A 21,940-nucleotide genomic window follows, 5' to 3' on the forward strand; every position below is an offset into this window, starting at 1 on the left:
AAAAGTATTACAAAAGATTCACGTGACACATTTATATTACAAAAATATTTCAATTGTAATAGGGTTATAATAGTTTAATAGGAACTGTAATAAATATTAATCGATTTGTAAATCCACTCTCCTTTTTACTGTGATAATATAATCACTGTTAGAAATTTGAGGAGGAATTACAAATGAAGAAAATAGTAGCGACAATTGCTACAGGAATCATTATTGCAGGAGCTGCAGCAACAAGCGTATCAGCAGAGCAATATGAAGTTGAAAAAGGAGATAACCTTTGGGATATAGCAAATGAACATCATACGACAGTAGATGAATTAGTTAATATAAATGGTTTGAAAAATACGGTAATTCAGCCGAAACAAACATTAGTCATTGATGAAGAATCAGAAGACGTTTATGTAGTTGAAAAAGGCGATACATTATCAAGGATTGCAAAAGAATTTAATGTAACAGTTCCAAGTATCAAGAAATGGAACGATCTATCATCAGATAGAATTGTAGAGGGACAAGAACTACATTTAAAAGAGGCCAATGTATCAGAAGAAGTAACTCCAGCTGTTGAAACGGAAGTTAAATCAGAAGAAAATGTTACTGAAGAATCTGATCAAGCTGCTGAAGCAAGTTCTCAGGCAAACCAATCTGTAAATGAAGAATCTGCAAATGATTCCAGTTCTGAAAAAGAATCTAATGAGAATAATAGTGAACAAGAAAGCTCAAGTGAGAGTCCTGAAGGAAAAACAATCAATGTTTCCGCGACAGCATACACAGCTAGCTGTGATGGCTGCTCAGGTGTAACAGCGACTGGTGTGGATTTAAATGCAAATCCAAGTGCAAAAGTGATCGCTGTTGATCCAAATGTTATCCCGCTAGGTTCAAAAGTACATGTTGAAGGCTATGGCTATGCCACTGCTGCAGATAAAGGAAGCGCAATTAAAGGAAATAAAATTGACGTATTTATCCCAAGCAAAGACAAGGCAAATGTCTGGGGCGTCAAAAATGTGAATGTAACGATTGTAGAATAGTTCGCTGAAACAATTAAAGAATCTAATAATCTAACAGAAGGAAGCATCTAAAAAGAGGGTGTTTCCTTTTTCGGTGATTATTTTTAATATAAATAAGAAGAAATATTACTAAAATCATATTTTGTAATATAAATTTGTTAATCTGGAAACTATTGCAATAAACTCTTAACGACCTTGTAACCGCACAACCCCTTTTCTTATGATAGTATAGGCATTGTCAGAAATTGAAGGAGGTACTATTTATGAAGAAAATAGTAGCGACAATTGCTACAGGCATCATCGTAGCCGGCGCAGCCGCAACAAGTGTTTCGGCAGAACAATATGAGGTAAAACAAGGAGATAACCTCTGGAGTATCGCAAACAATCACAATACTACTATAGACGAACTAATGGATAGGAACGGCTTACATAGCACCGTGATCCATCCGCAGCAAAGCCTGGTTGTCAGTGGCGAAGGAGATGCAGAAAAAGCTAACACTTACACCGTTAAGCAAGGAGATACATTATCAAGGATTGCAAAACAGTTTGGTGTAACAGTGCAAAATTTAAAAGCATGGAATAGCTTGCCGTCCGATTTAATTATAGTTGGGCAAGAGCTTGGAGTAAATGGTGCTCAGGCATCTCAACATCAAAATCAAACGAATCAAACTGCTGAAGTAGAAACGGAAGAGCCAGCAGTTACAGAGGAAACTCAAGCGGCTGAAGCATCTAATCAAGAGCAAGAGCCTTCCGAAGATCAAAATCAGGTGCACCAAGATGCTGAAGGCCAAAATGCTGAAAGTCAAACTACGGAAGAACCAATTGCTGAAGAAGTGAGCACATCTTCAAACGAAAATTCAAACGCTGAGCAAGCTTCTGCAGCTGAATCTGATGACCAAGCAGAATCAAATGAAAGCCCTGAGGGGAAAACAATTTCCGTTTCATCAACTGCATATACCGCAAGTTGTAATGGCTGTTCTGGTGTAACTGCAACTGGGAAAGATTTAAATGCAGACCCTAACGCTAAAGTAATAGCCGTTGATCCTAATGTTATCCCATTAGGTTCAAAAGTATACGTTGAAGGCTATGGTTACGCAACTGCTGCTGATACTGGCGGTGCGATTAACGGAAATAAGATTGACGTTCATGTTCCTAATAAAGGTAAAGCATATGACTGGGGTGTCAAGGACGTCAACGTAACAATTGTTGAATAGGCTGTTATGAAACGCCGGCGATATTAAAGTAAGGAAAGCATCTTTATAGAGGCTTTCCTTTTTTCTTATTTAAATATCATGCTGTTATTTGTCGATGCTGAAATAACTATTTTGGTCTACAACTTCAACCGAATGATCCGTTGTTTGACTATATCCGAAAAAACTAAATGCGAGGATCAAGACTAAGAATAATGCGACAAGTAATTTTTTCATTTTCTTTTCCCCCAATATTTTGTATCCTTTCTTAGTATAAAAGAAAATGAAAGAAATAACCATGGATTTTGGTGGCAAAAGTAAAGAAAAATCTTACAAAAATGTAAGGGGAAGTGTACAAAAAGAGACTGGAACAAAACCCCAGTAAATGTAAAAAAAGTTCGGGAGTCCCGTCTTTAGATGGAACTCCCGAACTTCTATATTTTACTTTTTCGTGCGATTTATATACTTATTTAGTAATCCCGTTGATTTGCACTGCAGGTGGCTGCTTTTCGCGGGCACAGCCTCAGCCTCCTCGGAAGAAAACCACTTCACGTGGGGTCTTCAGACTCGTGCTGTTCCCGCTGGAGTCAGCCTCCTTTCGTTCCAGTCAACTAGATATGAAAAGGGCTTTAATATGCTTGTTTTAGTAAACAAAAAGGACACCTTCAGATAAAAGAAAAATGGGTTCGATCATCAAAGACCGATGGTCGAATCCATTTTTTCTTATTCTTGGCTAGTTATGCCCCAACTACTTTGCTTAAACAGCATACATTTCTGTTAATTTTTGTTGTATAGCCTTATCATTTACATATTCATCGTAACTCATTTCCTTATCGAAAATGCCATTTGGTGTAATTTCAATGAGTCGATTTGCGATACTATTGATGAATTCATGGTCATGTGATGTAAACAGAATAGAACCTTGGAATTTAATTAAGCCATTGTTTAAAGATGTGATGGATTCTAAATCGAGATGACTTGTTGGCTCATCAAAAAGTAGTACGTTAGCATTGCTTAACATCATTTTTGACAGCATGCAGCGCACTTTCTCTCCACCTGATAAAACACTGGCTTTTTTCAATGCCTGTTCACCGGAAAACAACATTCTTCCTAAGAAACCGCGTAAAAATGTTTCTGTCTCATCTTCGGGAGAATATTGCCTTAGCCAATCGACTAATGGAAGGTCATTATTATCGAAATACGCACTGTTATCTTTAGGGAAATAAGATTGAGATGTCGTCACTCCCCAGTGGTAAGTTCCGGAATCTGCTTCCATTTCACCCATGAGGATTTTAAATAATGTTGTTTTAGCGATATCATTTTTTCCGATGAAAGCAATTTTGTCACCTTTATTCATGGTAAAGCTTATATTATCTAAAATCTTTTCGCCATCAATTGTCTTCGTTAATCCCTCTACGCGCAATAAGTCGTTACCGATTTCCCTACCAGGAGTAAAGGCGATATATGGATATTTGCGTGACGAAGGTTTTATGTCATCAAGTGTAATGCTGTCAAGCAGTTTTTTTCGCGAAGTCGCTTGCTTGGATTTGGAAGCATTTGCACTAAACCGGGCGATGAAATTTTTCAGGTCTTTTATTTTTTCTTCTTTTTTCTTGTTTTCATCTTGTGCCATTTTAGCAGCAAGCTGGCTGGATTCGTACCAGAAGTCATAGTTACCGACATAAATTTCAATTTTTCCGTAATCAACATCTGCTATGTGTGTACATACTTTATTTAAAAAGTGACGGTCGTGGGAGACGACAATAACCGTATTTTCAAAGTCAATTAGGAATTCTTCCAGCCACTGGATGGCATGGATATCCAACCCGTTTGTCGGCTCATCTAGTAATAAAACATCCGGATTACCGAACAGCGCCTGAGCAAGAAGCACTTTCACTTTTTGATCAGCAGAAAGTTCAGCCATCGTTTTTGTATGCAGGGATTCTTCAATACCCAGTCCTTTTAACAGGACGGCTGCATCGGATTCTGCTTCCCACCCATTCATTTCTGCAAATTCTCCTTCTAGCTCAGCAGCACGTATGCCGTCCGCTTCAGAGAAATCAGGTTTCATATAGATGGCGTCTTTTTCTTGTTTAACATTGTACAATTTCTCATGACCCATTAAGACGGTTTCAAGCACGTGATACTCTTCATAAGCAAAGTGATCTTGTTTTAGAACTGCAAGGCGCTGGCCGGAAGCAAGGGAAACATCTCCAGTCTGAGGTTCTATTTCACCAGATAAAATTTTTAAAAAGGTTGATTTCCCGGCACCGTTTGCTCCTATTACGCCATAACAATTTCCAGGTGTGAATTTTAAATTCACATCTTCAAAAAGCTTTTTATCTCCATATCGTAAACTAACATTAGTAACAGTTATCATTCGCAGAAATTCCTCCAAATAAAAGTAATCTTAACGCTAGCTTACGGGATTTGAAGGCTAACGTCAATCAATATATAAATTGAATTTGCAGCATGAAAAAGGGGATGTTTTTTAAAATAATCGTGTACCAATTCAATCGCAGAACGTATGATAATAATATACGCTCCATAGAATGATAGGGCTTCAAAGACGAAGGCGGAGGGGAAGGTTATGAGAGAAAAGACGATTTATTTTCTCTTTACAGATACAGGCACCTTATTATCGAAATTCATCAATTATTTTACGAAGCAAACACTTAATCATGTTTCGATTGGGTTTGATTCAACATTAAATGAAGTATATAGCTTTGGGAGAAAACGTCCGAGAAATCCGTTTATTGGAGGGTTTGTAAGGGAGGATATTCGTAATGCTCTTTTCAAAGACGCAAACTGTGCGGTGTATGTATATCCAATGACAAAAGGAGAATGGGAGACAGTTGTAAATAATGTTAAAAAGATAGAAGCAGAACAGGAATACTATAAATATAATTTTATGGGTTTACTGGGTATCTTGTTTCAAATTAAAATTAACCGGAAGCGTGCCTTTTTTTGCTCTCAGTTTGCAGCAAAGATGTTAAGCGATATACCATCCGTCCAATTAAATAAATCGCTCTGTTTCATTACTCCTGCCGATATTCGGGCGTTACCGGAAATGCAGTTGGTTTATCAGGGGAAACTTGGGTATTATCAAGCCTCCCAAGAAGTCGCAAACGAACAGGTCATCCTCCATCATCCTGCTTTTAGAAAGCGAATGCTATTTGTAGAAAAGATTAAACAGCTTGTTATTCGATGAGAAGAACGTCTACACGAAGGTAGATCGTTCCTTCTATGTCTTAAAATTCAGGTGGTGGCGGCTCTATTCCAAGTGTTCGATATGGTACTCGGATTTTAAATGCCAAATTATTCGCTTCTAGATCAATATGTTCAATACTTACTTGGAAGTTACTTCTAATATCCATTTCTGTTACTGCCACATAAATTTCTTCCTTTTGCGGATCCACGGATACCCATTTTGGCATTGGTAAATATTTCTTAATATATTCCATGATTTTCTTATTAGGAAGCTCTAATAAGCCAATGGAGATTGACTTTTGTTTCAAAATAACGTCACCGTTTTCTTGAACAAGCGGTTCAAGATGGACGGAGAGGGGGACAGTTGATGAGAAGACAGGTAACTCCCCCATTAAATGAACATCTTCCTCCAAAGATACACTGTATTGATGTTTGGTGTCACTAAGGAATTGATCAATATAGGCATTTACTAATTCATTTAGATTTTCTTTCGTCGTACGAACAACAAATTCAGAACTCTCTTCATCATATGAATCACTGCCCGGAGAGACCTCTGTATCAGCAACAGGCCAGTAAATGAGTGAAATAATGATAAGGACAACAACGATATTGACTGCCAGTAAAGTATAGAACCGTCGTTTCCATTTTTTATTGAGTCTTCTTTTAGACATCGGGCTCACCTTTCCTGTTTGGTTAAGTACATGAGAACACGTTTAGCCATTAATTGATAGCCCCGATTATTCGGATGAAAGTTATCTTCTGCAATCAAGTCTTTGTCTGTTTTATCAAATAAATCGCTTGTAGGGATAAATGCGACATTTTCAAGCTCTTCTGTGATCGCTTCTCCGGTGCCATTCCATTCATCAACAATAATAGCAAGTTCTTTAATGTCTTTAAAGTATTTATCATATGGGTTATAGAATCCAATTAAAAAAATATTTGCATCTGCATTTAAACGTCTTATTTCTGAAAAAATATCTCGCAGCCTAGCTTCATAGTGAACACGCTCTTCTCGAAACTTATTCAATGTTAGATTGGTAATATTATCTTTTAACACCTGCATAATATCGTTTGCTCCAATTGTAATTAAAATAATATCTGCATCTTGGATGGCGGATGAAACTTTTGGATTATCTAGGCGTTTTCGTAATTGATCTGTACGATCACCTCGATGGCCAAAATTATAGAAGTTTGCAACCTGATTATTTTGATTGATTGTATTGTCCAAGATTCCTACATAACCGCCTTGTTTAGTGCTATCTCCCACACCTTGGGTTAAAGAATCTCCAATAGCTACAATATTCATTTCTTTATTTGAAAAATAAGCAACTGTATCTTTAAAGGCTTCAGTGATTGCTCCTTTAAAGTTCTTAGTGGGTGCATTTTCTTCGTTTGTTGGAGTTTCCTGTTTATTATCGTGTATACTCTTTTCCCTTATATGTTCGTTATCTGTATGATTTATATTGGAAAAAGGGTGATTCATGGGGCTGGATTCATTGGTATTTATTTGGCTTATGAAAATAAATACCCCGAATCCTGATAACAATATAAGGATAGTAATGAGGAGGATTTTCGTTTTCATGTCATCACACCTAAAGTTGTTTATATTCTATGTATATAGCCGTAACATGTTGTCTCATGAGTATAGCATATCCTATTTGCTAAAAATCTTACCTTGATAGTTTAAACTTTTATGCTTCAATGTAAACTTCAATTTTCTATTATAAAGACAACTTAGGGTAGAAACCATAACAAGAAGATTACATAATGGAAAGAAGAAATAAAAAACCCGTCTTGCTGCAGACGGGTTTTTCAAAGTTTATATTTTTGCCACGTAATGCTCTCTGTTATTTTCTCGAAGCTGAACTGCTTCTTTGTAAATATTTTTATTTGTGACTGTAACGATTCCTGACGTGTGTGCTACTTCAAGGGTTTGATCGTCGATATTCGCATGTTCCACCCACAGCACTTTTCCTTGTTTATTCCTTAGTTGTTTAAGGGCTTGAGGTGAAACATCCTTATTTATCCATAGAACATCAACGTCAGGTATATCGTTTAACTGGTCCTGGGAAGTTAATATCACTTCATATCCCAAGGCTTCTAGTTGTTTTGCATGTTCATTTTGTCCGGCAATTGCAATCACTTTTTTCCTGGCAACGCCACTGTTGCGATCAAAAGGGGAGTGCAATAGCCATTCAATCGCATCTTCTTCTGTCGTTTGGATCGTCGGTGTGTCGTTTACCGCTCGTGCGATTGCTTGATCTAGATCAAGCAAAATATCTTTAACGGATTCAATGCCTACAGAAAGTCGGACTAACTCTTCGGTGACGCCACTACGTTTTAAGTCTTCAGCACTTAATTGCTGGTGCGTTGTTGATGCAGGATGAATAATAAGTGATTTCGCATCACCCACATTAGCGACATGTGACCAAAGTGAAACATTGTTAATCAGTTTTCTGCCAGCTTCTCTGCCACCTTTAATACCAAAGGTAATGATGGAACCAAAACCAGAAGCTAAATATTTTTTAGCTAATTGATGGGATGGATGTTCTTTTAATCCAGGGAAGTTAACCCACTCGACTGCACGGTGTTTCTTTAGGAATGCTGCGACTTCTTCAGCGTTTTTATTATGCCGTTCGATGCGTAAGTGCAATGTTTCTAACCCTTGAAGCAAATGAAATGCATTATGCGGACTTAAAGCTGCTCCAATATCACGTAATAGCTGTACGCGAAGCTTTGTAGCAAATGCAGCTATACCAAGATCTGCATATCTGAGACCATTGTAACTTTCATCCGGTTCCGTAAATCCAGGGAATTTTCCATTGTTCCAATTAAATCTTCCGCCATCGATGACAATTCCGCCTATGGTTGTTCCGTGTCCGCCGATCCACTTTGTTGCTGAATGAACAACGATATCTGCTCCCCATTGAAGCGGCTTTGTAAGGTACGGCGTGGCAAATGTGTTATCGATGATCAATGGAACGCCATGTTCATGTGCGATAGCACCAATTGTCTCAACATCAAATATATTAAGACTCGGGTTTGTAATGATTTCGCCAAATACGGCTTTCGTTTTAGAAGTAAAGGCTGCCCTAATAGCTTCTGGATCTGTTCCGTCAACAAACTTTATCTCAATTCCATAACGAGGTAGCGTATGAGCAAATAGATTATAGGTCCCTCCATATAAATTACTGTCGGCGATGATTTCGTCACCAGCACCGGCAATATTTAAAATACTAAGTGTAATAGCGGCCATTCCGGAAGATGTCGCTACCGCAGCTGACCCATCTTCCAGTTGAGCCATACGTTGTTCGAAAGCATCTACGGTTGGGTTCATAATTCTAGAATAGATGTTTCCTGGTTCCTGCAATCCGAATAAATTTTGTGCATGTTCGGTATCCCGGAATACATAAGACGTCGTTTGATAAATGGGCACTGCACGTGATCCTGTTGTTGGATCTGGTTCTTGTCCCGCATGAAGTAAAGCTGTTTCTGGATTAAAAAAATGGAAATTTGACATGAATAATTCCTCCTTAGATAGTTTGAGGTTCATTCCTCTTGTGTCTTTGCTTTTCGTTGGAAGAAATGTCTTGAGAGAGGCGCGTATGTAAAAAGCCCTCTTCGCTAAGAAGAGGGCGTATATATCACCGGACCTCCTCTTATCTTCCAGATCTGCAACGGACCTGTAGGATTTGGCACCGTTAAAAGCAAAAGGATTTGCTTAAAGGTTGCTGGGTTTCGTCGGGCCTATTCCCTCCACCGCTCTTGATAAGAGATAAAAGTATAAACTTTTTTGAATTTAAAGAGTATTATAAGCGTAAGAATGGACTTTGTCAACTGGTGAAAAAATTAAGGTTGTGTACGTCGCTGAAAAGAGCTTCTTTGAATCGCTGAACCCATATAAATAAGCAGAGCAATCCAAATCATTCCGAAAGATATAAAATGTGCAAATGAAAATGTTTCTTTAAAGTGAAATACCCCAAGCAGTAACATAATGGTTGGCGCAATGTACTGCAGGAACCCGAGCATTGCTAAAGGGATATGTTTTACGCCGCTGGCAAATAACAGGAGTGGCACCGCTGTTGCAATTCCGGCTCCAATTAGTAAAAGGCCGTCAAATGTAAAAAAACTGCTTGGCGAAATGGTGCTTGAAGGCATTGTTAATAAATAAATAACGGCAACTGGTGTTACGATCATTGTTTCAATCGTTAGTCCAAACATCGCACTGATATCCACTGTTTTCTTTAATAAACCATAAGCTCCAAAGCTAAGTGCAAGTAGCACTGAAACCCAGGGGAAAATTCCAAAATGAAATGTAAGATAGAACACGCCTGCTGCCGCAATGATAAAGGAAATCCATTGTCTTTTCGTTAATGTTTCTTGAAGGACAATCATTCCAAGCAAGATACTGATAAGTGGGTTAATATAATAGCCAAGACTTGCCTGAACGACGTAGCCGCTGTTAACAGCCCAAATATAAGTAAGCCAATTTAAACTGATCACAACCGAAGCTAATGTAATGCTGAATAACTGTTTTTTATGATTCCATATTCTCCGGCATTCTTGGACAAAAGGGGTCCATTTTCTAAGTGAAATGACAATGCCCATCATAAAAATAAAGGACCATAAAATACGGTGAGCCAATATTTCATCAGCAGAAATATGATCAACAAGCTTCCAATAAATTGGTAAAAAACCCCATAGTACATAGGCCAGTACGGTGTAAAAGATGCCAAGTTTTGCTTCGTTTTTTTTCATGGTAGCCTCTCCCCTGAAAATATCTAAATAAATTAATTTTAGATTCAGTTATAAAAGATTGCAAATATCATGACTTGATTGAAAATAAAAACATTACTGTCAAATGCAGGGTAGATATATTATAATAAGAGTTGCACTGCTTGAGAAAATAATCATTAAGGAGGAGATGTCTTTGCATCGGGGAAAGAAATACTTTGAAACATCTGTCATCCATGATGGCTATGATACGAAAGATATGTTAGGAAGTTTAACGCCACCGATTTTTCAAACATCTACATATACATTTAAAACTGCAGAGCAAGGAGAAGCGCGTTTTGCAGGGGAAGAAGAAGGTTATGTCTATTCTCGGTTAGGGAATCCGACTGTATCAGCGCTACAAAAGCGGATTGCGGCGCTGGAGAATGGAGAACGCGGGCTTGCTTTTGGTTCTGGAATGGCGGCTATTTCCGCTGTGCTAATCGCATTAACGAAAGCGAATGATCATATTTTATGTTCATCAGGTCTATATGGATGTACATTTGGATTATTAACAATGATGAAAGAAAAGTATAATATTACACATGATTTTTCGGAGATGGCAACGAAAGAAGAGATCAAGTCTCTCATTAAACCGGAAACAGCCTGTATTTACGTAGAAACACCCATCAATCCAACAATGAAACTGATCGATTTACAAATGGTTGCTGAAGTTGCAAAAGCGTTTGATATTCCTGTTGTCGTGGACAATACATTCTCCTCTCCTTATTTACAGCGACCGCTTGAACTAGGTTGTGATGTTGTTGTTCATAGTGCGACAAAATATATAGGCGGTCATGGTGATGTGGTTGCAGGTTTAGTCGTCGGTAAAAAGACATTTTTAGATTCCGTTGCGATGACAACCCAAAAAGATGTAGGCGGCATTATTTCTCCGTTTGATGCATGGCTGTTGATTCGGGGGATGAAAACACTGCCAATACGGATGGACCGACACTGTGATAATGCTGAAAAAATAGTAGAAAAACTAAAGGCACATCCGAAGGTAGCCAATGTATACTATCCGAATGATGAAAACAATCCTGATTATCCAATTAGAAAAAAACAAATGAAACGTGGAAGTGGCGTTATTTCATTTGAGATTCAGGGGGAGAAGGAGGATGCACAAAAGCTGTTAAACCAATTGAACTTCCTGAAAATTGCTGTTAGTCTTGGTGATGCTGAAACATTAATACAGCATCCAGCAACGATGACACATGCCGTTGTACCTGAGGTATCACGCCTCGAAATGGGAATTTCAGATCGGCTCATCCGTCTTTCAGTGGGCTTAGAAGCTTGGCAAGACATATGGGCTGATTTAGAACAGGCATTAAATAACTTATAATCGCATCTGTAACTTAAAATACGATAACGTAACTACTACCCCCATTCGCATTGTACATATTTTACTTACCGAAAATGTGGAATGGGGTTCTTGCTGTTTGATAAACAAGGATAGAATGGATCTAGAACGCTTATGTTACATGATAAATGGTTATGTATTTTTTATATGTTTTTCACATGCAAGAATGGGTATGTTAAACGTATAAAGGAAATTTATGCTATATTATTGTTAATATAAGTATCCATGGCGTGTGGAAGGAGAGTGATGTTTGTGCAAATGGTGGAAGTAACACCTTATTTTATTGGATTTATTATGTTTATGAATTTTATTTTGGCGTTTACCGTTATTTTTTTAGAGAGAAAAGATGCTACTTCTACATGGGCATGGTTAATGGTCCTTTTTTTTATTCCGATTGCGGGCTTTGTGCTGTATTTGATTTTTGGAAAGACAATAAGTAAACGACGCATCTTTACGTGGGATACGAAAAGTAAATTAGGAGTAAAAAAGGCAGTACATGCCCAAATGCGTGCCATTGAAGAAGGTCATTTCAACTTTAAGCACCAGCATTTAATGAAGTACAAAGATTTATTTTATATGCATTTAAGAAATAATGATGCGATTTTCACACAAGATAATAATGTGCAGGTATATACGGATGGCGAGGCAAAATTTAATGATTTAATACAGGATTTAGAAAAAGCTACTGATCATATTCATCTGCTATATTATATCATCCGGCATGATGAACTTGGAAAACGGATTGCTGATGTCCTAGTCAAAAAGGCAAACGAGGGTGTTGAAGTTCGGCTCCTCTATGACGACATGGGGTCTCGTTTATTAAGCCGAAAATATATTCGACGTCTCAGACATGCGGGTGTTCACGTGGATGCATTTTTTCCGCCGAAAATACCGAAAATAAACTTAAAAATAAACTTCCGGAATCATCGTAAATTAGCTATTATTGATGGGAAAATAGGGTATATAGGCGGTTTTAATATTGGAGATGAGTATCTTGGTAAGAAGAAAAAATTTGGATACTGGCGAGATACCCACCTACGGATAGACGGTGATGCAGTTCGAAATATGCAAACACGGTTTATTTTAGATTGGAACCAAGCATCACGCAACGATATTTTGTATGAAGATCGCTATTATTCAGCTATACCTGCTGGTAACACCGGCGTCCAGATTGTATCAAGCGGGCCAGATTCGGACTGGGAGCAAATTAAATATGGGTATATTAAAATGATTTTATCCGCAAAGAAATACATCTATATTCAAACGCCCTACTTTATTCCAGATGAAAGCTTAAGGGACGCTCTAAGAATCGCAGTACTTTCAGGCATTGAGGTAAAATTGATGATACCAAACAAACCAGATCATCCATTTGTTTACTGGGCAACATTATCTTATATAGGCGATTTATTAAATGCAGGAGCACAAGTGTATATTTATCAAAACGGATTTTTGCACGCGAAAACAATCGTTGTTGACGGGGAGATAGCTTCAGTAGGAACGGCTAATATTGATGTACGAAGTTTCCGGTTGAACTTTGAAGTGAATGCCTTTTTGTATGATGAACAAACAGCACAGAATTTAGTGGATGCCTTTCAACATGATATTGCCTTATCCACGCAGATGACGAAAAAACTATATGAACAGCGCTCCCTGGGAGTCCGCTTTAAGGAATCTGTCTCCCGCCTGTTGTCACCAATTTTGTAATACACATCATCTGCCAATAAAGCTAACGGAGGGATGTAAGGATGGAAGCAAAAAAGTGTATTGATTCATTAACTGTTAAAACGTCTCATGTTCTCCCGCCTGATACGAATGCGCATCACACATTATTTGGCGGAAAATTGATGGCTCATATTGATGATGTTGCAGCCATTGCCGCAGTACGCCATGCCAGGCAAGTAGTAGTTACAGCATCTACAGATTCTGTTGATTTTTTAGCTCCAGTGAAAGAAGGGGACTCGATTTGCGTTGAGGCATTTGTAACGTGGACACATCATACATCGATGGAAGTGTTTGTGAAAGCTGTAACTGAAGACTTAATAACAGGTGAACGAAAAGTGTGTGCCACTGCATTTTTAACATTTGTTGCCTTGGATGAGCAGGGGAAACCTACAGTCGTTCCTCCTATTCTTCCTGAAACAGAGCAACAAAAGTATTTGCATGAAGGTGCATCAACCCGTGCCAAACGGAGAAATGAAAGAAAAGAACAATCCAAGGAAATGGCAGCCTTGTTTGGCAGTGACTATCCTTGGAATGTCAAATAAGCAATCATGGACGAATGGGTTTTTTCAGTGAAGCTGCAACGTATGTTCTTTTGATTGGAACAATTCGATAAAACGAGTGGCACTCTTTGAAAGATATCGATCTTTTGCCCAGATGACAGCTGACCTTGAAATAAGCTCTGCTTCTTTAATCTGCATTACCTTCGCTTCTTGCAAGTGTAATCTGGAAAGAGCGGATTCCGGAATAACAGTTGCCCCGATTCCTTCATTCACGAGTTCCAGTAACATATCGGCATCGGGGCATTCACATACCACGTTTGGGGTTAAGCCGTACTTTTCAAATTTATTGATTACTATTTCATATTGTCCAACACCGCTGATTCGGTGTAACAGTAATAATGGTATATCAGCTAAATCCGTAATGGAGATGCTTTTACCTGAAGTACCATTTCCCCACTGCTTTGGAAGAACGGCAACATACTCTTCATCCGGAAGCAAAAAGTGGGAGAACGCTTTCATTTCCAGCGGCAACCTTACAATTGCCAAGTCAATATGCCGGTCGTTTAATAATTCAGCAAGGCGGTAGGAATCTCCTTCTCTTAACTCAAAAGTAACTTTTGGGTATTTTTTTAAGAAAAGATGCATTCGAGGAGGGACGTAAGAAAAACAGGATTTTACACAACCGATGGACAGTTTCCCCCTTAATCCTTCCCCGGTTTCTTTTACCTCTGTTATTGTCTCATCAAAGTGTTGGAAAATGCCTTCTGTTTTTTTATACAATACCATGCCTGCCTCTGTCAGCTCCATTTTTCTTCCATTACGCTCCAACAAGGTAACTCCCAGTTCAGATTCAAGCGCTTTCAATGATTGGCTTAATGGAGGCTGAGCCATATGAAGTCTTTTGGCAGCACGTGTTATTTGCCCTTCATTAGCGATCGTATAGAAATAACGTAATTGTCGAATATCCATCTTTGTTTCTCCTTCTATACTTTTATTATATACTTATCAAACAAAATAAATATTTCATAAATGATATAACATTGTGATAAAATTTTCAATAGGGAAAATTCCAATAATTCGTTAAAGTATACAAAAGATAGATCAACTTTTGTTTAAAAAAGCATAAGTGTAAGCGCTTCCTGTATATTATGACGTTTATTATTGGAATTGTCAAAAACCAAGACATACTTAGCTAGTCAATACAAGGAGGTAATTTTCGTGCTAGGGATGGAGGATTATGTTGTTGCACTGGCTTGGCTTGCAACTGTTCTATCTGCAGTTGGCTGTGTCCTGTATGGAATTTTTACTTGGAATAAGGGAGGAAGTGATTCTGAATGAATCTGTCAGTATTAATACCGATTCTCGCTGGATATATTCTTATTCTGTCAGGGCTAGCCTATTATGGATATAAAAAAACGAGGACAGAAGCGGATTATTTAATTGCAGGGGGGAATGTGAATCCGATTGTAATGGCGCTATCCTACGGAGCGACGTTTATTAGTTCTTCATCACTGATCGGTTTTGGTGGGGTTTCAGCGATGAATGGTTTTGGTTTATTATGGCTAGCTTTTTTAAACATTGCTTTAGGGATATTTGTTGCTTTTGCTGTATTTGGGAAAAGGATTCGGAAGCTTTCTGTGAAGCTAAATGTTTTCACCCTTCCATCTTTGCTAGGTGCAAGATATGAATCAAAATTTATTACAGTGTTTTCAGGAATCATGATTTTTGTGTTTATGCCTGCATATACAAGTATTGTCCTTGTAGGCGGGGGGAGATTTCTACAAGAAACATTGGGTTTTAATTATAATATGAGTTTATTTATTTTGGCGATATTTGTTGGTTTCTATGTCATCAGCGGTGGGTTAAAGGCTGTTATGTATTCAGATGCTTTTGCGGCCTTGGTAATGCTCTCGATGATGATTTTATTTTTAGTTGTGACATATCAAGCGGTAGGTGGTATTACAGCGGGACATACTGCACTAAGTAATATGAAAGATCTAGTCCCTGAAGATTTAGTTGAACAAGGGCATCGTGGCTGGACTTCCATGCCAGCGCTAGGTTCTCCTATGTGGTGGACACTTGTAAGTACCCTGATTATGGGGGTAGGTATCGGTGTATTAGCACAACCGCAATTAGCGATGCGTTCGATGACTGTTAAAAGCGCTAAGGATTTAAATCGATCTGTTTTGGTTGGCGGTATCTTTATTTTCTTTATGACAGGTGCCATCTACATGATTGGACCACTTAGTAATATTATTTTTCAAGATACGCGTGGTGAACTGGCTTTAACTGTCGCTGGCGGCAATGTTGACTTGGTTGTTCCAATCTTGATCAATGAAATGATGCCTGATTGGTTTGTTTATTTATTTACATTAACTGCGTTATCAGCTGTTATCTCTACCATCAGTTCTTTAATGCATGTGCAGGCTACATCTTTTAGTGAAGATATATTTAAAACGTTGGGAATTACTTCCGTTTTTGGAGGGAAGATTAGTTTAGTGCGTTTTGGCGTTATTATTGGTGTAGTGGCTGCAGTTATTCTAGCGTATATTCTCCCAGGTGGAGTAATTGCTCAAGCAACTTCATTTTGGTTTGGTATTTGCGCTGCCGGTTTTCTGCCAGTTTTAATTGGAGCACTTTTTTGGGAGAAAGGCTCACGTGCAGGCGCTAATGCTAGTGTAGTTACAGGTTTTGCAGTTAGCATTATCGGGTTTCTCTTTTTCCATGAAAAAGAATCTGCAGCATTTGGGATTTCCGAGGCCTTATTTGGGAAAGGAGCATTACTTGGATACCCAGTGACACATATTGATCCGATTATGTATGCGTTGCCGCTTTCAGCAATTGTATTTGTTGTCATTAGCTTATGGACCTATAAAAAGCAAGGTCATTCGGTCAAAGCTGCAAATCAGCAAGAAATAGCTAAATAAAAAAGTATATTTATTTTATATACTTTTATAATAAAATAGATATTTTTAATATAATTTAAATCATGCTATGATTTGAACTATAAGAATAATTCAAAAAATTAATTCGGAGGAGTGTTGACAAATTATGTCGAAAATTGAAGAAGTAAAACAAAAGTTACGAGGGGCATCGATTGCACCGGTCATTACACCATTTAAAGAAGATGAATCGATTGATTTTGATAAATTCACGGAACTCATCGATTGGCAGATTAAAAGTGGAAGTCACGCCATTTCCGTAACAGGTACAAGTGGAGAGCCAAGTTCTTTAAGTGTGGAAGAACGCGTGCAGGTAATGGAAGCGGCGTATAAGGCAATTGACGGCCGAGTACCATTTGTTCCAGGAACAGGTTCTACCAATCATCAAGAAACAATGTACTTAACGAAAAAAGCTATTGAAATTGGCGCAGATGCGGCACTTGTCATCGTTCCTTATTACAATAAACCAAACCAAGCTGCATTGTATAAACATTATAAAACGGTAGCAGATGCAAATGATATTCCGATTATTGTTTATAACATTCCAGGAAGAACTGCAAGAAACCTAGAAGTGGAAACGCTTGCGAAGTTGAATCAAGATTGTCCAAACATCATTGGAGTGAAAGAATCCAATAAAGACTTCGAACATGTGAACCGCGTTCTATTAAATTGCGGCCGCGATTTCCTATTATATTCAGGTATCGAACTACTATGCTACCCGATGCTTGCAATTGGAGGGGCAGGATCCATCAGTGCAACATCAAACGTAGCACCGGCAAAAGTAGCAGAAATGCATGATGCATGGAATGAAGGCGATCTCAAACGTGCACAGGATTTACACTATGAATTAATGCCACTGAATGATGTTCTATTTAAAGATACAAACCCTGCACCAGCGAAAGCAGCACTTGGAATTCTTGGTAAAATCAATCCAACACTTCGTATGCCAATGGATGTTCCAACAAAAGAATTGCAGGATGAGATCCGTGAAGTTCTTAAAGGTTATTATGCCGAAGATGAAATAAAAGACGCTGTTAAGAACTAATACGAACGAAATCACTATCAGACTCAAGTAGAATGTTAAAGGAGTGTTCATAAGTGAGTCAAAAATTAGAAGAAAAACAACAAGCGATTATTGATAAAGAAGTCAAAGACATTCAATTATATATTAACGGTGAATTTGTAGATGCAGCATCAGGTAAAACATTTGATAATTTGAATCCGTTTACAAATGAAGTGATTAACCAAGTAGCAGAAGGGGATAAGGCAGATATAGATAAAGCAGTTGAAGTTGCAGACAAAGCTTTCAAAGGCCCTTGGGGAAAGATGAAGCAAGCAGAGCGTCTCAGCTATATTCGCAAAATTGCGGACGTGATTGATAAGCATATTGATGAGATTGCTCCGCTCGAATCGTATGATACGGGTCTTCCGATTAGCCAAACGAAAAAAATGGTTTCCCGTGCAGCAAATAACTTCCGTTTCTATGCAGAGATGGTTGCGTCTCGGATGGTTGGCGAGGCTTATCAAGTAGATGATCAATTTATTAACTATACCATTCATAAGCCACTAGGTGTTGCAGGTCTGATTACACCTTGGAACGCACCATTTATGCTAGAGACATGGAAAATTGCGCCGGCTCTTGCGACAGGAAATACAGTCGTTCTAAAGCCAGCTGAATGGTCTCCAGTTACAGCAAATCGACTCGCAGAGATTATTGACGAAGCGGGTCTTCCAGAAGGAGTATTTAATGTTGTTCATGGCTACGGTGAAACAGCAGGTGCTTCTCTTGTCGCACATCCTGACGTAAAGCTGATTTCATTTACTGGTGAAACAACAACTGGATCTGAAATCACGAAAAACGGTGCAGATACTTTAAAGCGTACGTCCATGGAACTGGGTGGAAAATCACCAATCATTGTATTTGATGATGCCGATTTCGATCGTGCTTTAGATGCTTGTACATGGGGGATTTTCTCCTTTAACGGGGAGCGTTGCACAGCGAACTCTCGCTTATTCTTGCACGAAAATATTTACGATCAATTTGTCGATGCATTGAAAGAACGCGTTCAAAATATTGTTGTTGGCGATCCAATGGATGAAGCAACCCAAGTTGGCCCACTGATTCATACAAAACATTTTAATAATGTGAAACGCTACTTGGAAATTGCCAAAGAAGAAGGTGCAGAAGTTATTAGTGGAAATGTTGCAGAAGAGCATAAACGCGGTAATTTTATCCCGCCAACACTACTTCTAAACGTAACGAATGATAAAACAGTTGCACAACAAGAAATTTTTGGTCCGGTACTTTCTGTGATGACCTTTAAGGAAGAAGAGGAAGTCATTGATCTGGCCAATGATATTGACTACGGACTTGCGGGATTTGTCTGGACGAAGGACATTCAGCGCGCGCACCGCATCGCACAAGCAGTTGACTCCGGCATGTTCTGGATCAATGCGCAAAACGTTCGCGACTTGCGTATTCCATTTGGCGGATCGAAAGCAAGTGGTATTGGAAGAGAAGGCGGACACTATGCATTTGACTTCTATACAGAAACCCAAGTCATCCACGTGGCATTGCAGGATCATCATATACCACAGTTTGGAAAGAAATAAATTTTTACAACTTTGAGGAGGAACAAATATGGGAGCGAAAACAGGGCAGCAATATATTGACCGTTTGAAAAAAGCGAATAATAACGTCTATATACACGGAGAACGTGTGGATGATGTTACAGAACACCCGGCATTTAAAGGGGCCATTCAGTCAATGGCGAATCTGTATGATCTACAGCATGAGAAGCCGGAGAAGATGCTTTACACCTCTCCGATAACAGGAGATAAAGTAGGTAAATCATTTATGGCACCGAAAACCATTGATGATTTAATTGAAAGACGCGAAGCAATTATGGAATGGCAGCATTTCACCGGCGGATTAATGGGACGTTCACCTGATTATTTAAACGCAGATGTGATGGCAATGGGGACTGCAAGTGAGTTTTTTGCAGAAGGTGACCCAATGTTTGCTGAAAATGCAAGGAAATATTATGAATATGCACGTGAAAATGATTTAAGTTTAACGCATACGTTGATTCACCCACAAGTGAACCGTGCGAAAATCCAAGCAGAACAAAAGGATGCGAACATGGCACTTCATCTTGTGAAGAAAACAGACGAAGGTATCATCGTTGATGGTATTCGCTTACTTGCAACACAAGGCGGCATTACAGATGAGATTCTCGTATTCCCATCAACCGTTGTAAAAGCAGATGTGAAAGATGATCCATACTCTCTTGCATTTGCACTGCCTAATAACACGCCAGGTTTGAAGTATCTATCTCGTGAAGCGTTTGTTCATAGTGAAAATAAATTTGACCATCCACTAAGTGCAAATTTTGAAGAAGGAGATACGATTGTCTCCTTTGATAATGTGCTTGTACCTTGGGATCGCGTATTTGTATGTGAAAACTCCTCGATTTGTAACCGTGCATTTGGTGAAACAAATGCGGTAGCTCATATGGCACATCAAGTGATCGCAAAAAACGTTGCAAAAACAGAATTTGTATTAGGTGTTGTCTTAACATTAATGGATTCAATTGGTATCGATGGTTTCCAGCATGTGAAAGACAAAGGAACTGAAATTATGTTAGCGCTTGAAACAATGAAGTCGCATATGTATCGAGCAGAGCATAACGCAAAATTAGATAAATGGGGAATGATGACACCAGATTTTAATGCACTTGATGCTGCAAGAAATTGGTATCCGCGCACGTACCCTCGTTTAGCAGAAATTGTACGTATTCTTGGAGCTTCCGGATTGATGGGAATTCCAACACATGCTGATTTCAATCATGAAGAAATTGGACCGATTTTGCATCGAGCAATGCAAGGTAAAAATGTGGAAGGTTATGAGCGTGTTCAAATATTCCGCTTAGCTTGGGATTTAACAATGAGTGCATTTGGAAATCGTCAAACACATTATGAGTACTACTTCTTCGGTGACCCAATTAAAATGGGAATGGCTTATTTTGATAAATATGATAAAGAGCCATACAAAGAAATGGTGCGCGATTTCTTAAAACGCCAAAATGTATCTAAACCAGGTCTGATAAAAGCTTAAGGGGGGAAATTCAATGGAAAGAGGCTTTAATATTATTCGTACTGCAAGAGCGATTGTTCGTGTGACTGACTTAGAAGCATCCAGAGATTTTTATGTGCATGCTTTAGGATTTATTGAAACAGAAGCAGATGACAACCATATTTATCTAAGAGGATTAGAAGATCAAGGTCATCATTGCTATGTTTTGAAAAAGGCAGACAAACCGGGTGTTGAAGTAATCAGTTATAAAGTTTCATGTGAAGAAGATCTGGATAAATTGGAAACGTTTTTTGCAGGTAAAGGGCTACCAACGAAATGGGTGGAGGCAGGAAGTCAGCGCGCTATCGGACGTGCGCTTCGCGTGAAGGATATCTCCGGTATCCCAGTTGAGTTCTTCTGCAAAATGGATCGGGTAGAACGTCTTCTACAACGTTTTGATCTCTATAAAGGCGCACGTATGCAGCGCATTGATCATTTCAACTGTATGGTGCCTGACGTTCAGAAAGCCTATGACTTTTATATCGATAAGCTAGGATTCAGATGCTCTGAATATACAACAACAGCTAAAATGGATGAGCGAATTTGGGCAGCTTGGCTGCACCGCAAACCAGCTGTGCACGATGTCGCATATATGAATGGAAAAGGGCCACGCCTGCATCATACAGGATTTTGGCTAAGTGACCCAATGAGTGTTATTGATACATGTGATGTACTCGCATCGATGGGTTATGCAAAAAATATTGAAAGAGGACCAGGCCGTCACGGTTTATCCAATGCATTTTTCTTGTATTTACGCGATCCAGATGGGCACCGAGTTGAGCTTTATACTGGGGATTATTTCACAGGCGATCCTGACTTTGAACCAGTCCGCTGGGATCTAGATGACCCGCAACGTGCCACGTTCTGGGGCCACGAAGCACCTGACAGCTGGTTTGAAGAAGCAATGGAATTCCTTGATGTGACATCAGGAGAGAAAGTAACAACCGAAGAAGCAAAACTAGAAAAAAGAAAACCAGACTTTGTCATGTAGAATCAAAAGCGCATGGCCATCCGAGTAGCGACGTATGGGGTGGACTGAGCCGCAGGAGATAAAGGAAACACGGTGAGCGGGAGCGAACCGATGTTGACCTTATCGTACGGAGG

19 protein-coding genes and 1 riboswitch are annotated in these 21,940 nt (G+C 38.9%); of the genes, 12 read left to right on the forward strand and 7 right to left on the reverse strand.

Annotated elements, in window-relative coordinates; genetic code table 11:
- The first annotated feature begins 173 nt into the window (after window positions 1–173).
- Both J2Z81_RS10720 and J2Z81_RS16080 read left to right on the forward strand, forming a co-directional pair.
- Window positions 174–1,025, forward strand: coding sequence for a 3D domain-containing protein (locus tag J2Z81_RS10720; protein WP_226371328.1), 852 nt, complete (start codon window positions 174–176; stop codon window positions 1,023–1,025).
- 242 nt (window positions 1,026–1,267) lie between these two features.
- Entirely contained in the window at window positions 1,268–2,218 is a 951-nt protein-coding gene (locus J2Z81_RS16080) for a LysM peptidoglycan-binding domain-containing protein (protein ID WP_029268708.1), read from the forward strand.
- An 84-nt stretch (window positions 2,219–2,302) separates the two neighbouring features.
- Here the strand turns inward: J2Z81_RS16080 and J2Z81_RS15995 are convergent, their stop codons facing one another.
- A complete protein-coding gene (locus J2Z81_RS15995; protein ID WP_264175928.1) occupies window positions 2,303–2,431 on the reverse strand; it encodes a hypothetical protein in 129 nt (42 codons plus the stop codon).
- A 520-nt stretch (window positions 2,432–2,951) separates the two neighbouring features.
- The gene (locus tag J2Z81_RS10730) at window positions 2,952–4,574 is read right to left on the reverse strand and encodes an ABC-F family ATP-binding cassette domain-containing protein (RefSeq protein WP_226371329.1); all 1,623 of its coding nucleotides are present in this window, start codon (window positions 4,572–4,574) and stop codon (window positions 2,952–2,954) included.
- A gap of 210 nt (window positions 4,575–4,784) precedes the next feature.
- Here J2Z81_RS10730 and J2Z81_RS10735 point away from each other — a divergent pair, with 210 nt between their 5' ends.
- Window positions 4,785–5,405, forward strand: coding sequence for a hypothetical protein (locus J2Z81_RS10735; RefSeq protein ID WP_029266726.1), 621 nt, complete (start codon window positions 4,785–4,787; stop codon window positions 5,403–5,405).
- A gap of 40 nt (window positions 5,406–5,445) precedes the next feature.
- Here J2Z81_RS10735 and J2Z81_RS10740 read toward each other — a convergent pair whose 3' ends face one another.
- The 4 genes from J2Z81_RS10740 to rarD all read right to left on the reverse strand — a co-directional run bounded on the left by J2Z81_RS10740 (window position 5,446) and on the right by rarD (window position 10,162).
- Window positions 5,446–6,075, reverse strand: coding sequence for a YpmS family protein (locus tag J2Z81_RS10740; protein ID WP_029266724.1), 630 nt, complete (start codon window positions 6,073–6,075; stop codon window positions 5,446–5,448).
- A gap of 5 nt (window positions 6,076–6,080) precedes the next feature.
- Window positions 6,081–6,986, reverse strand: a complete 906-nt coding sequence (locus tag J2Z81_RS10745; protein WP_226371330.1) for an SGNH/GDSL hydrolase family protein — start codon at window positions 6,984–6,986, stop codon at window positions 6,081–6,083.
- 237 nt (window positions 6,987–7,223) lie between these two features.
- Complete coding sequence (locus J2Z81_RS10750) at window positions 7,224–8,924, reverse strand: O-acetylhomoserine aminocarboxypropyltransferase/cysteine synthase family protein (RefSeq protein WP_226371331.1); 1,701 nt, start codon at window positions 8,922–8,924, stop codon at window positions 7,224–7,226.
- A gap of 136 nt (window positions 8,925–9,060) precedes the next feature.
- Window positions 9,061–9,179: riboswitch (SAM riboswitch) on the reverse strand.
- Between the two features lie 74 nt (window positions 9,180–9,253).
- Window positions 9,254–10,162: an EamA family transporter RarD gene (rarD, locus tag J2Z81_RS10755; protein ID WP_029266719.1), complete on the reverse strand. Its 909-nt coding sequence runs from the start codon at window positions 10,160–10,162 to the stop codon at window positions 9,254–9,256.
- Window positions 10,163–10,328: 166 nt separating this feature from the next.
- On the opposite strand from rarD, the gene megL reads away from it, so the two are divergent.
- The 3 genes from megL to J2Z81_RS10770 all read left to right on the forward strand — a co-directional run bounded on the left by megL (window position 10,329) and on the right by J2Z81_RS10770 (window position 13,801).
- Complete coding sequence (megL, locus tag J2Z81_RS10760) at window positions 10,329–11,519, forward strand: methionine gamma-lyase (protein WP_029266717.1); 1,191 nt, start codon at window positions 10,329–10,331, stop codon at window positions 11,517–11,519.
- A gap of 279 nt (window positions 11,520–11,798) precedes the next feature.
- Window positions 11,799–13,241 (forward strand): cardiolipin synthase, encoded by a 1,443-nt coding sequence (gene cls, locus J2Z81_RS10765; protein ID WP_029266715.1) that lies wholly within the window; start codon window positions 11,799–11,801, stop codon window positions 13,239–13,241.
- Between the two features lie 41 nt (window positions 13,242–13,282).
- On the forward strand, window positions 13,283–13,801 hold the full coding sequence (locus tag J2Z81_RS10770) for an acyl-CoA thioesterase (RefSeq protein WP_029266713.1): 519 nt from the start codon (window positions 13,283–13,285) through the stop codon (window positions 13,799–13,801).
- Between the two features lie 24 nt (window positions 13,802–13,825).
- On the opposite strand, the gene J2Z81_RS10775 is transcribed toward J2Z81_RS10770, so the two are convergent.
- Entirely contained in the window at window positions 13,826–14,728 is a 903-nt protein-coding gene (locus tag J2Z81_RS10775) for a LysR family transcriptional regulator (RefSeq protein ID WP_226371332.1), read from the reverse strand.
- A 258-nt stretch (window positions 14,729–14,986) separates the two neighbouring features.
- On the opposite strand from J2Z81_RS10775, the gene J2Z81_RS16235 reads away from it, so the two are divergent.
- From J2Z81_RS16235 to hpaD, 6 genes are all read left to right on the forward strand, one after another.
- A complete protein-coding gene (locus tag J2Z81_RS16235) occupies window positions 14,987–15,097 on the forward strand; it encodes a symporter small accessory protein (protein WP_324234489.1) in 111 nt (36 codons plus the stop codon).
- Window positions 15,094–16,686, forward strand: coding sequence for a sodium:solute symporter family protein (locus J2Z81_RS10780; protein WP_029266709.1), 1,593 nt, complete (start codon window positions 15,094–15,096; stop codon window positions 16,684–16,686). Before J2Z81_RS16235 ends, J2Z81_RS10780 begins: the two co-directional genes overlap by 4 nt.
- Before the next feature lie 124 nt (window positions 16,687–16,810).
- Entirely contained in the window at window positions 16,811–17,746 is a 936-nt protein-coding gene (gene hpaI / locus J2Z81_RS10785) for a 2,4-dihydroxyhept-2-ene-1,7-dioic acid aldolase (RefSeq protein WP_029266707.1), read from the forward strand.
- Between the two features lie 53 nt (window positions 17,747–17,799).
- Window positions 17,800–19,314 (forward strand): 5-carboxymethyl-2-hydroxymuconate semialdehyde dehydrogenase, encoded by a 1,515-nt coding sequence (hpaE, locus tag J2Z81_RS10790; RefSeq protein WP_390337536.1) that lies wholly within the window; start codon window positions 17,800–17,802, stop codon window positions 19,312–19,314.
- A gap of 28 nt (window positions 19,315–19,342) precedes the next feature.
- Window positions 19,343–20,818 (forward strand): 4-hydroxyphenylacetate 3-monooxygenase, oxygenase component, encoded by a 1,476-nt coding sequence (gene hpaB / locus J2Z81_RS10795; RefSeq protein ID WP_029266703.1) that lies wholly within the window; start codon window positions 19,343–19,345, stop codon window positions 20,816–20,818.
- A 13-nt stretch (window positions 20,819–20,831) separates the two neighbouring features.
- Window positions 20,832–21,827, forward strand: a complete 996-nt coding sequence (gene hpaD / locus J2Z81_RS10800; RefSeq protein ID WP_029266701.1) for a 3,4-dihydroxyphenylacetate 2,3-dioxygenase — start codon at window positions 20,832–20,834, stop codon at window positions 21,825–21,827.
- Window positions 21,828–21,940 lie beyond the last annotated feature (113 nt).

It is taken from the genome of Virgibacillus alimentarius (genome assembly GCF_017874635.1).
GTDB classification, from domain to species: domain Bacteria; phylum Bacillota; class Bacilli; order Bacillales; family Amphibacillaceae; genus Virgibacillus_B; species Virgibacillus_B alimentarius.

What these genes read in the sequence shown, in the direction of transcription:
- J2Z81_RS10720 (WP_226371328.1), top strand. Translation starts at nt 174, where the DNA reads ATGAAGAAAATAGTAGCGACAATTGCTACAGGAATCATTATTGCAGGA.
- J2Z81_RS16080 (WP_029268708.1), top strand. Translation starts at nt 1,268, where the DNA reads ATGAAGAAAATAGTAGCGACAATTGCTACAGGCATCATCGTAGCCGGC.
- J2Z81_RS15995 (WP_264175928.1), bottom strand. Translation starts at nt 2,431, where the DNA reads ATGAAAAAATTACTTGTCGCATTATTCTTAGTCTTGATCCTCGCATTT.
- J2Z81_RS10730 (WP_226371329.1), bottom strand. Translation starts at nt 4,574, where the DNA reads ATGATAACTGTTACTAATGTTAGTTTACGATATGGAGATAAAAAGCTT.
- J2Z81_RS10735 (WP_029266726.1), top strand. Translation starts at nt 4,785, where the DNA reads ATGAGAGAAAAGACGATTTATTTTCTCTTTACAGATACAGGCACCTTA.
- J2Z81_RS10740 (WP_029266724.1), bottom strand. Translation starts at nt 6,075, where the DNA reads ATGTCTAAAAGAAGACTCAATAAAAAATGGAAACGACGGTTCTATACT.
- J2Z81_RS10745 (WP_226371330.1), bottom strand. Translation starts at nt 6,986, where the DNA reads ATGAAAACGAAAATCCTCCTCATTACTATCCTTATATTGTTATCAGGA.
- J2Z81_RS10750 (WP_226371331.1), bottom strand. Translation starts at nt 8,924, where the DNA reads ATGTCAAATTTCCATTTTTTTAATCCAGAAACAGCTTTACTTCATGCG.
- rarD (WP_029266719.1), bottom strand. Translation starts at nt 10,162, where the DNA reads ATGAAAAAAAACGAAGCAAAACTTGGCATCTTTTACACCGTACTGGCC.
- megL (WP_029266717.1), top strand. Translation starts at nt 10,329, where the DNA reads ATGTCTTTGCATCGGGGAAAGAAATACTTTGAAACATCTGTCATCCAT.
- J2Z81_RS10770 (WP_029266713.1), top strand. Translation starts at nt 13,283, where the DNA reads ATGGAAGCAAAAAAGTGTATTGATTCATTAACTGTTAAAACGTCTCAT.
- J2Z81_RS10775 (WP_226371332.1), bottom strand. Translation starts at nt 14,728, where the DNA reads ATGGATATTCGACAATTACGTTATTTCTATACGATCGCTAATGAAGGG.
- J2Z81_RS16235 (WP_324234489.1), top strand. Translation starts at nt 14,987, where the DNA reads ATGGAGGATTATGTTGTTGCACTGGCTTGGCTTGCAACTGTTCTATCT.
- J2Z81_RS10780 (WP_029266709.1), top strand. Translation starts at nt 15,094, where the DNA reads ATGAATCTGTCAGTATTAATACCGATTCTCGCTGGATATATTCTTATT.
- hpaI (WP_029266707.1), top strand. Translation starts at nt 16,811, where the DNA reads ATGTCGAAAATTGAAGAAGTAAAACAAAAGTTACGAGGGGCATCGATT.
- hpaB (WP_029266703.1), top strand. Translation starts at nt 19,343, where the DNA reads ATGGGAGCGAAAACAGGGCAGCAATATATTGACCGTTTGAAAAAAGCG.
- hpaD (WP_029266701.1), top strand. Translation starts at nt 20,832, where the DNA reads ATGGAAAGAGGCTTTAATATTATTCGTACTGCAAGAGCGATTGTTCGT.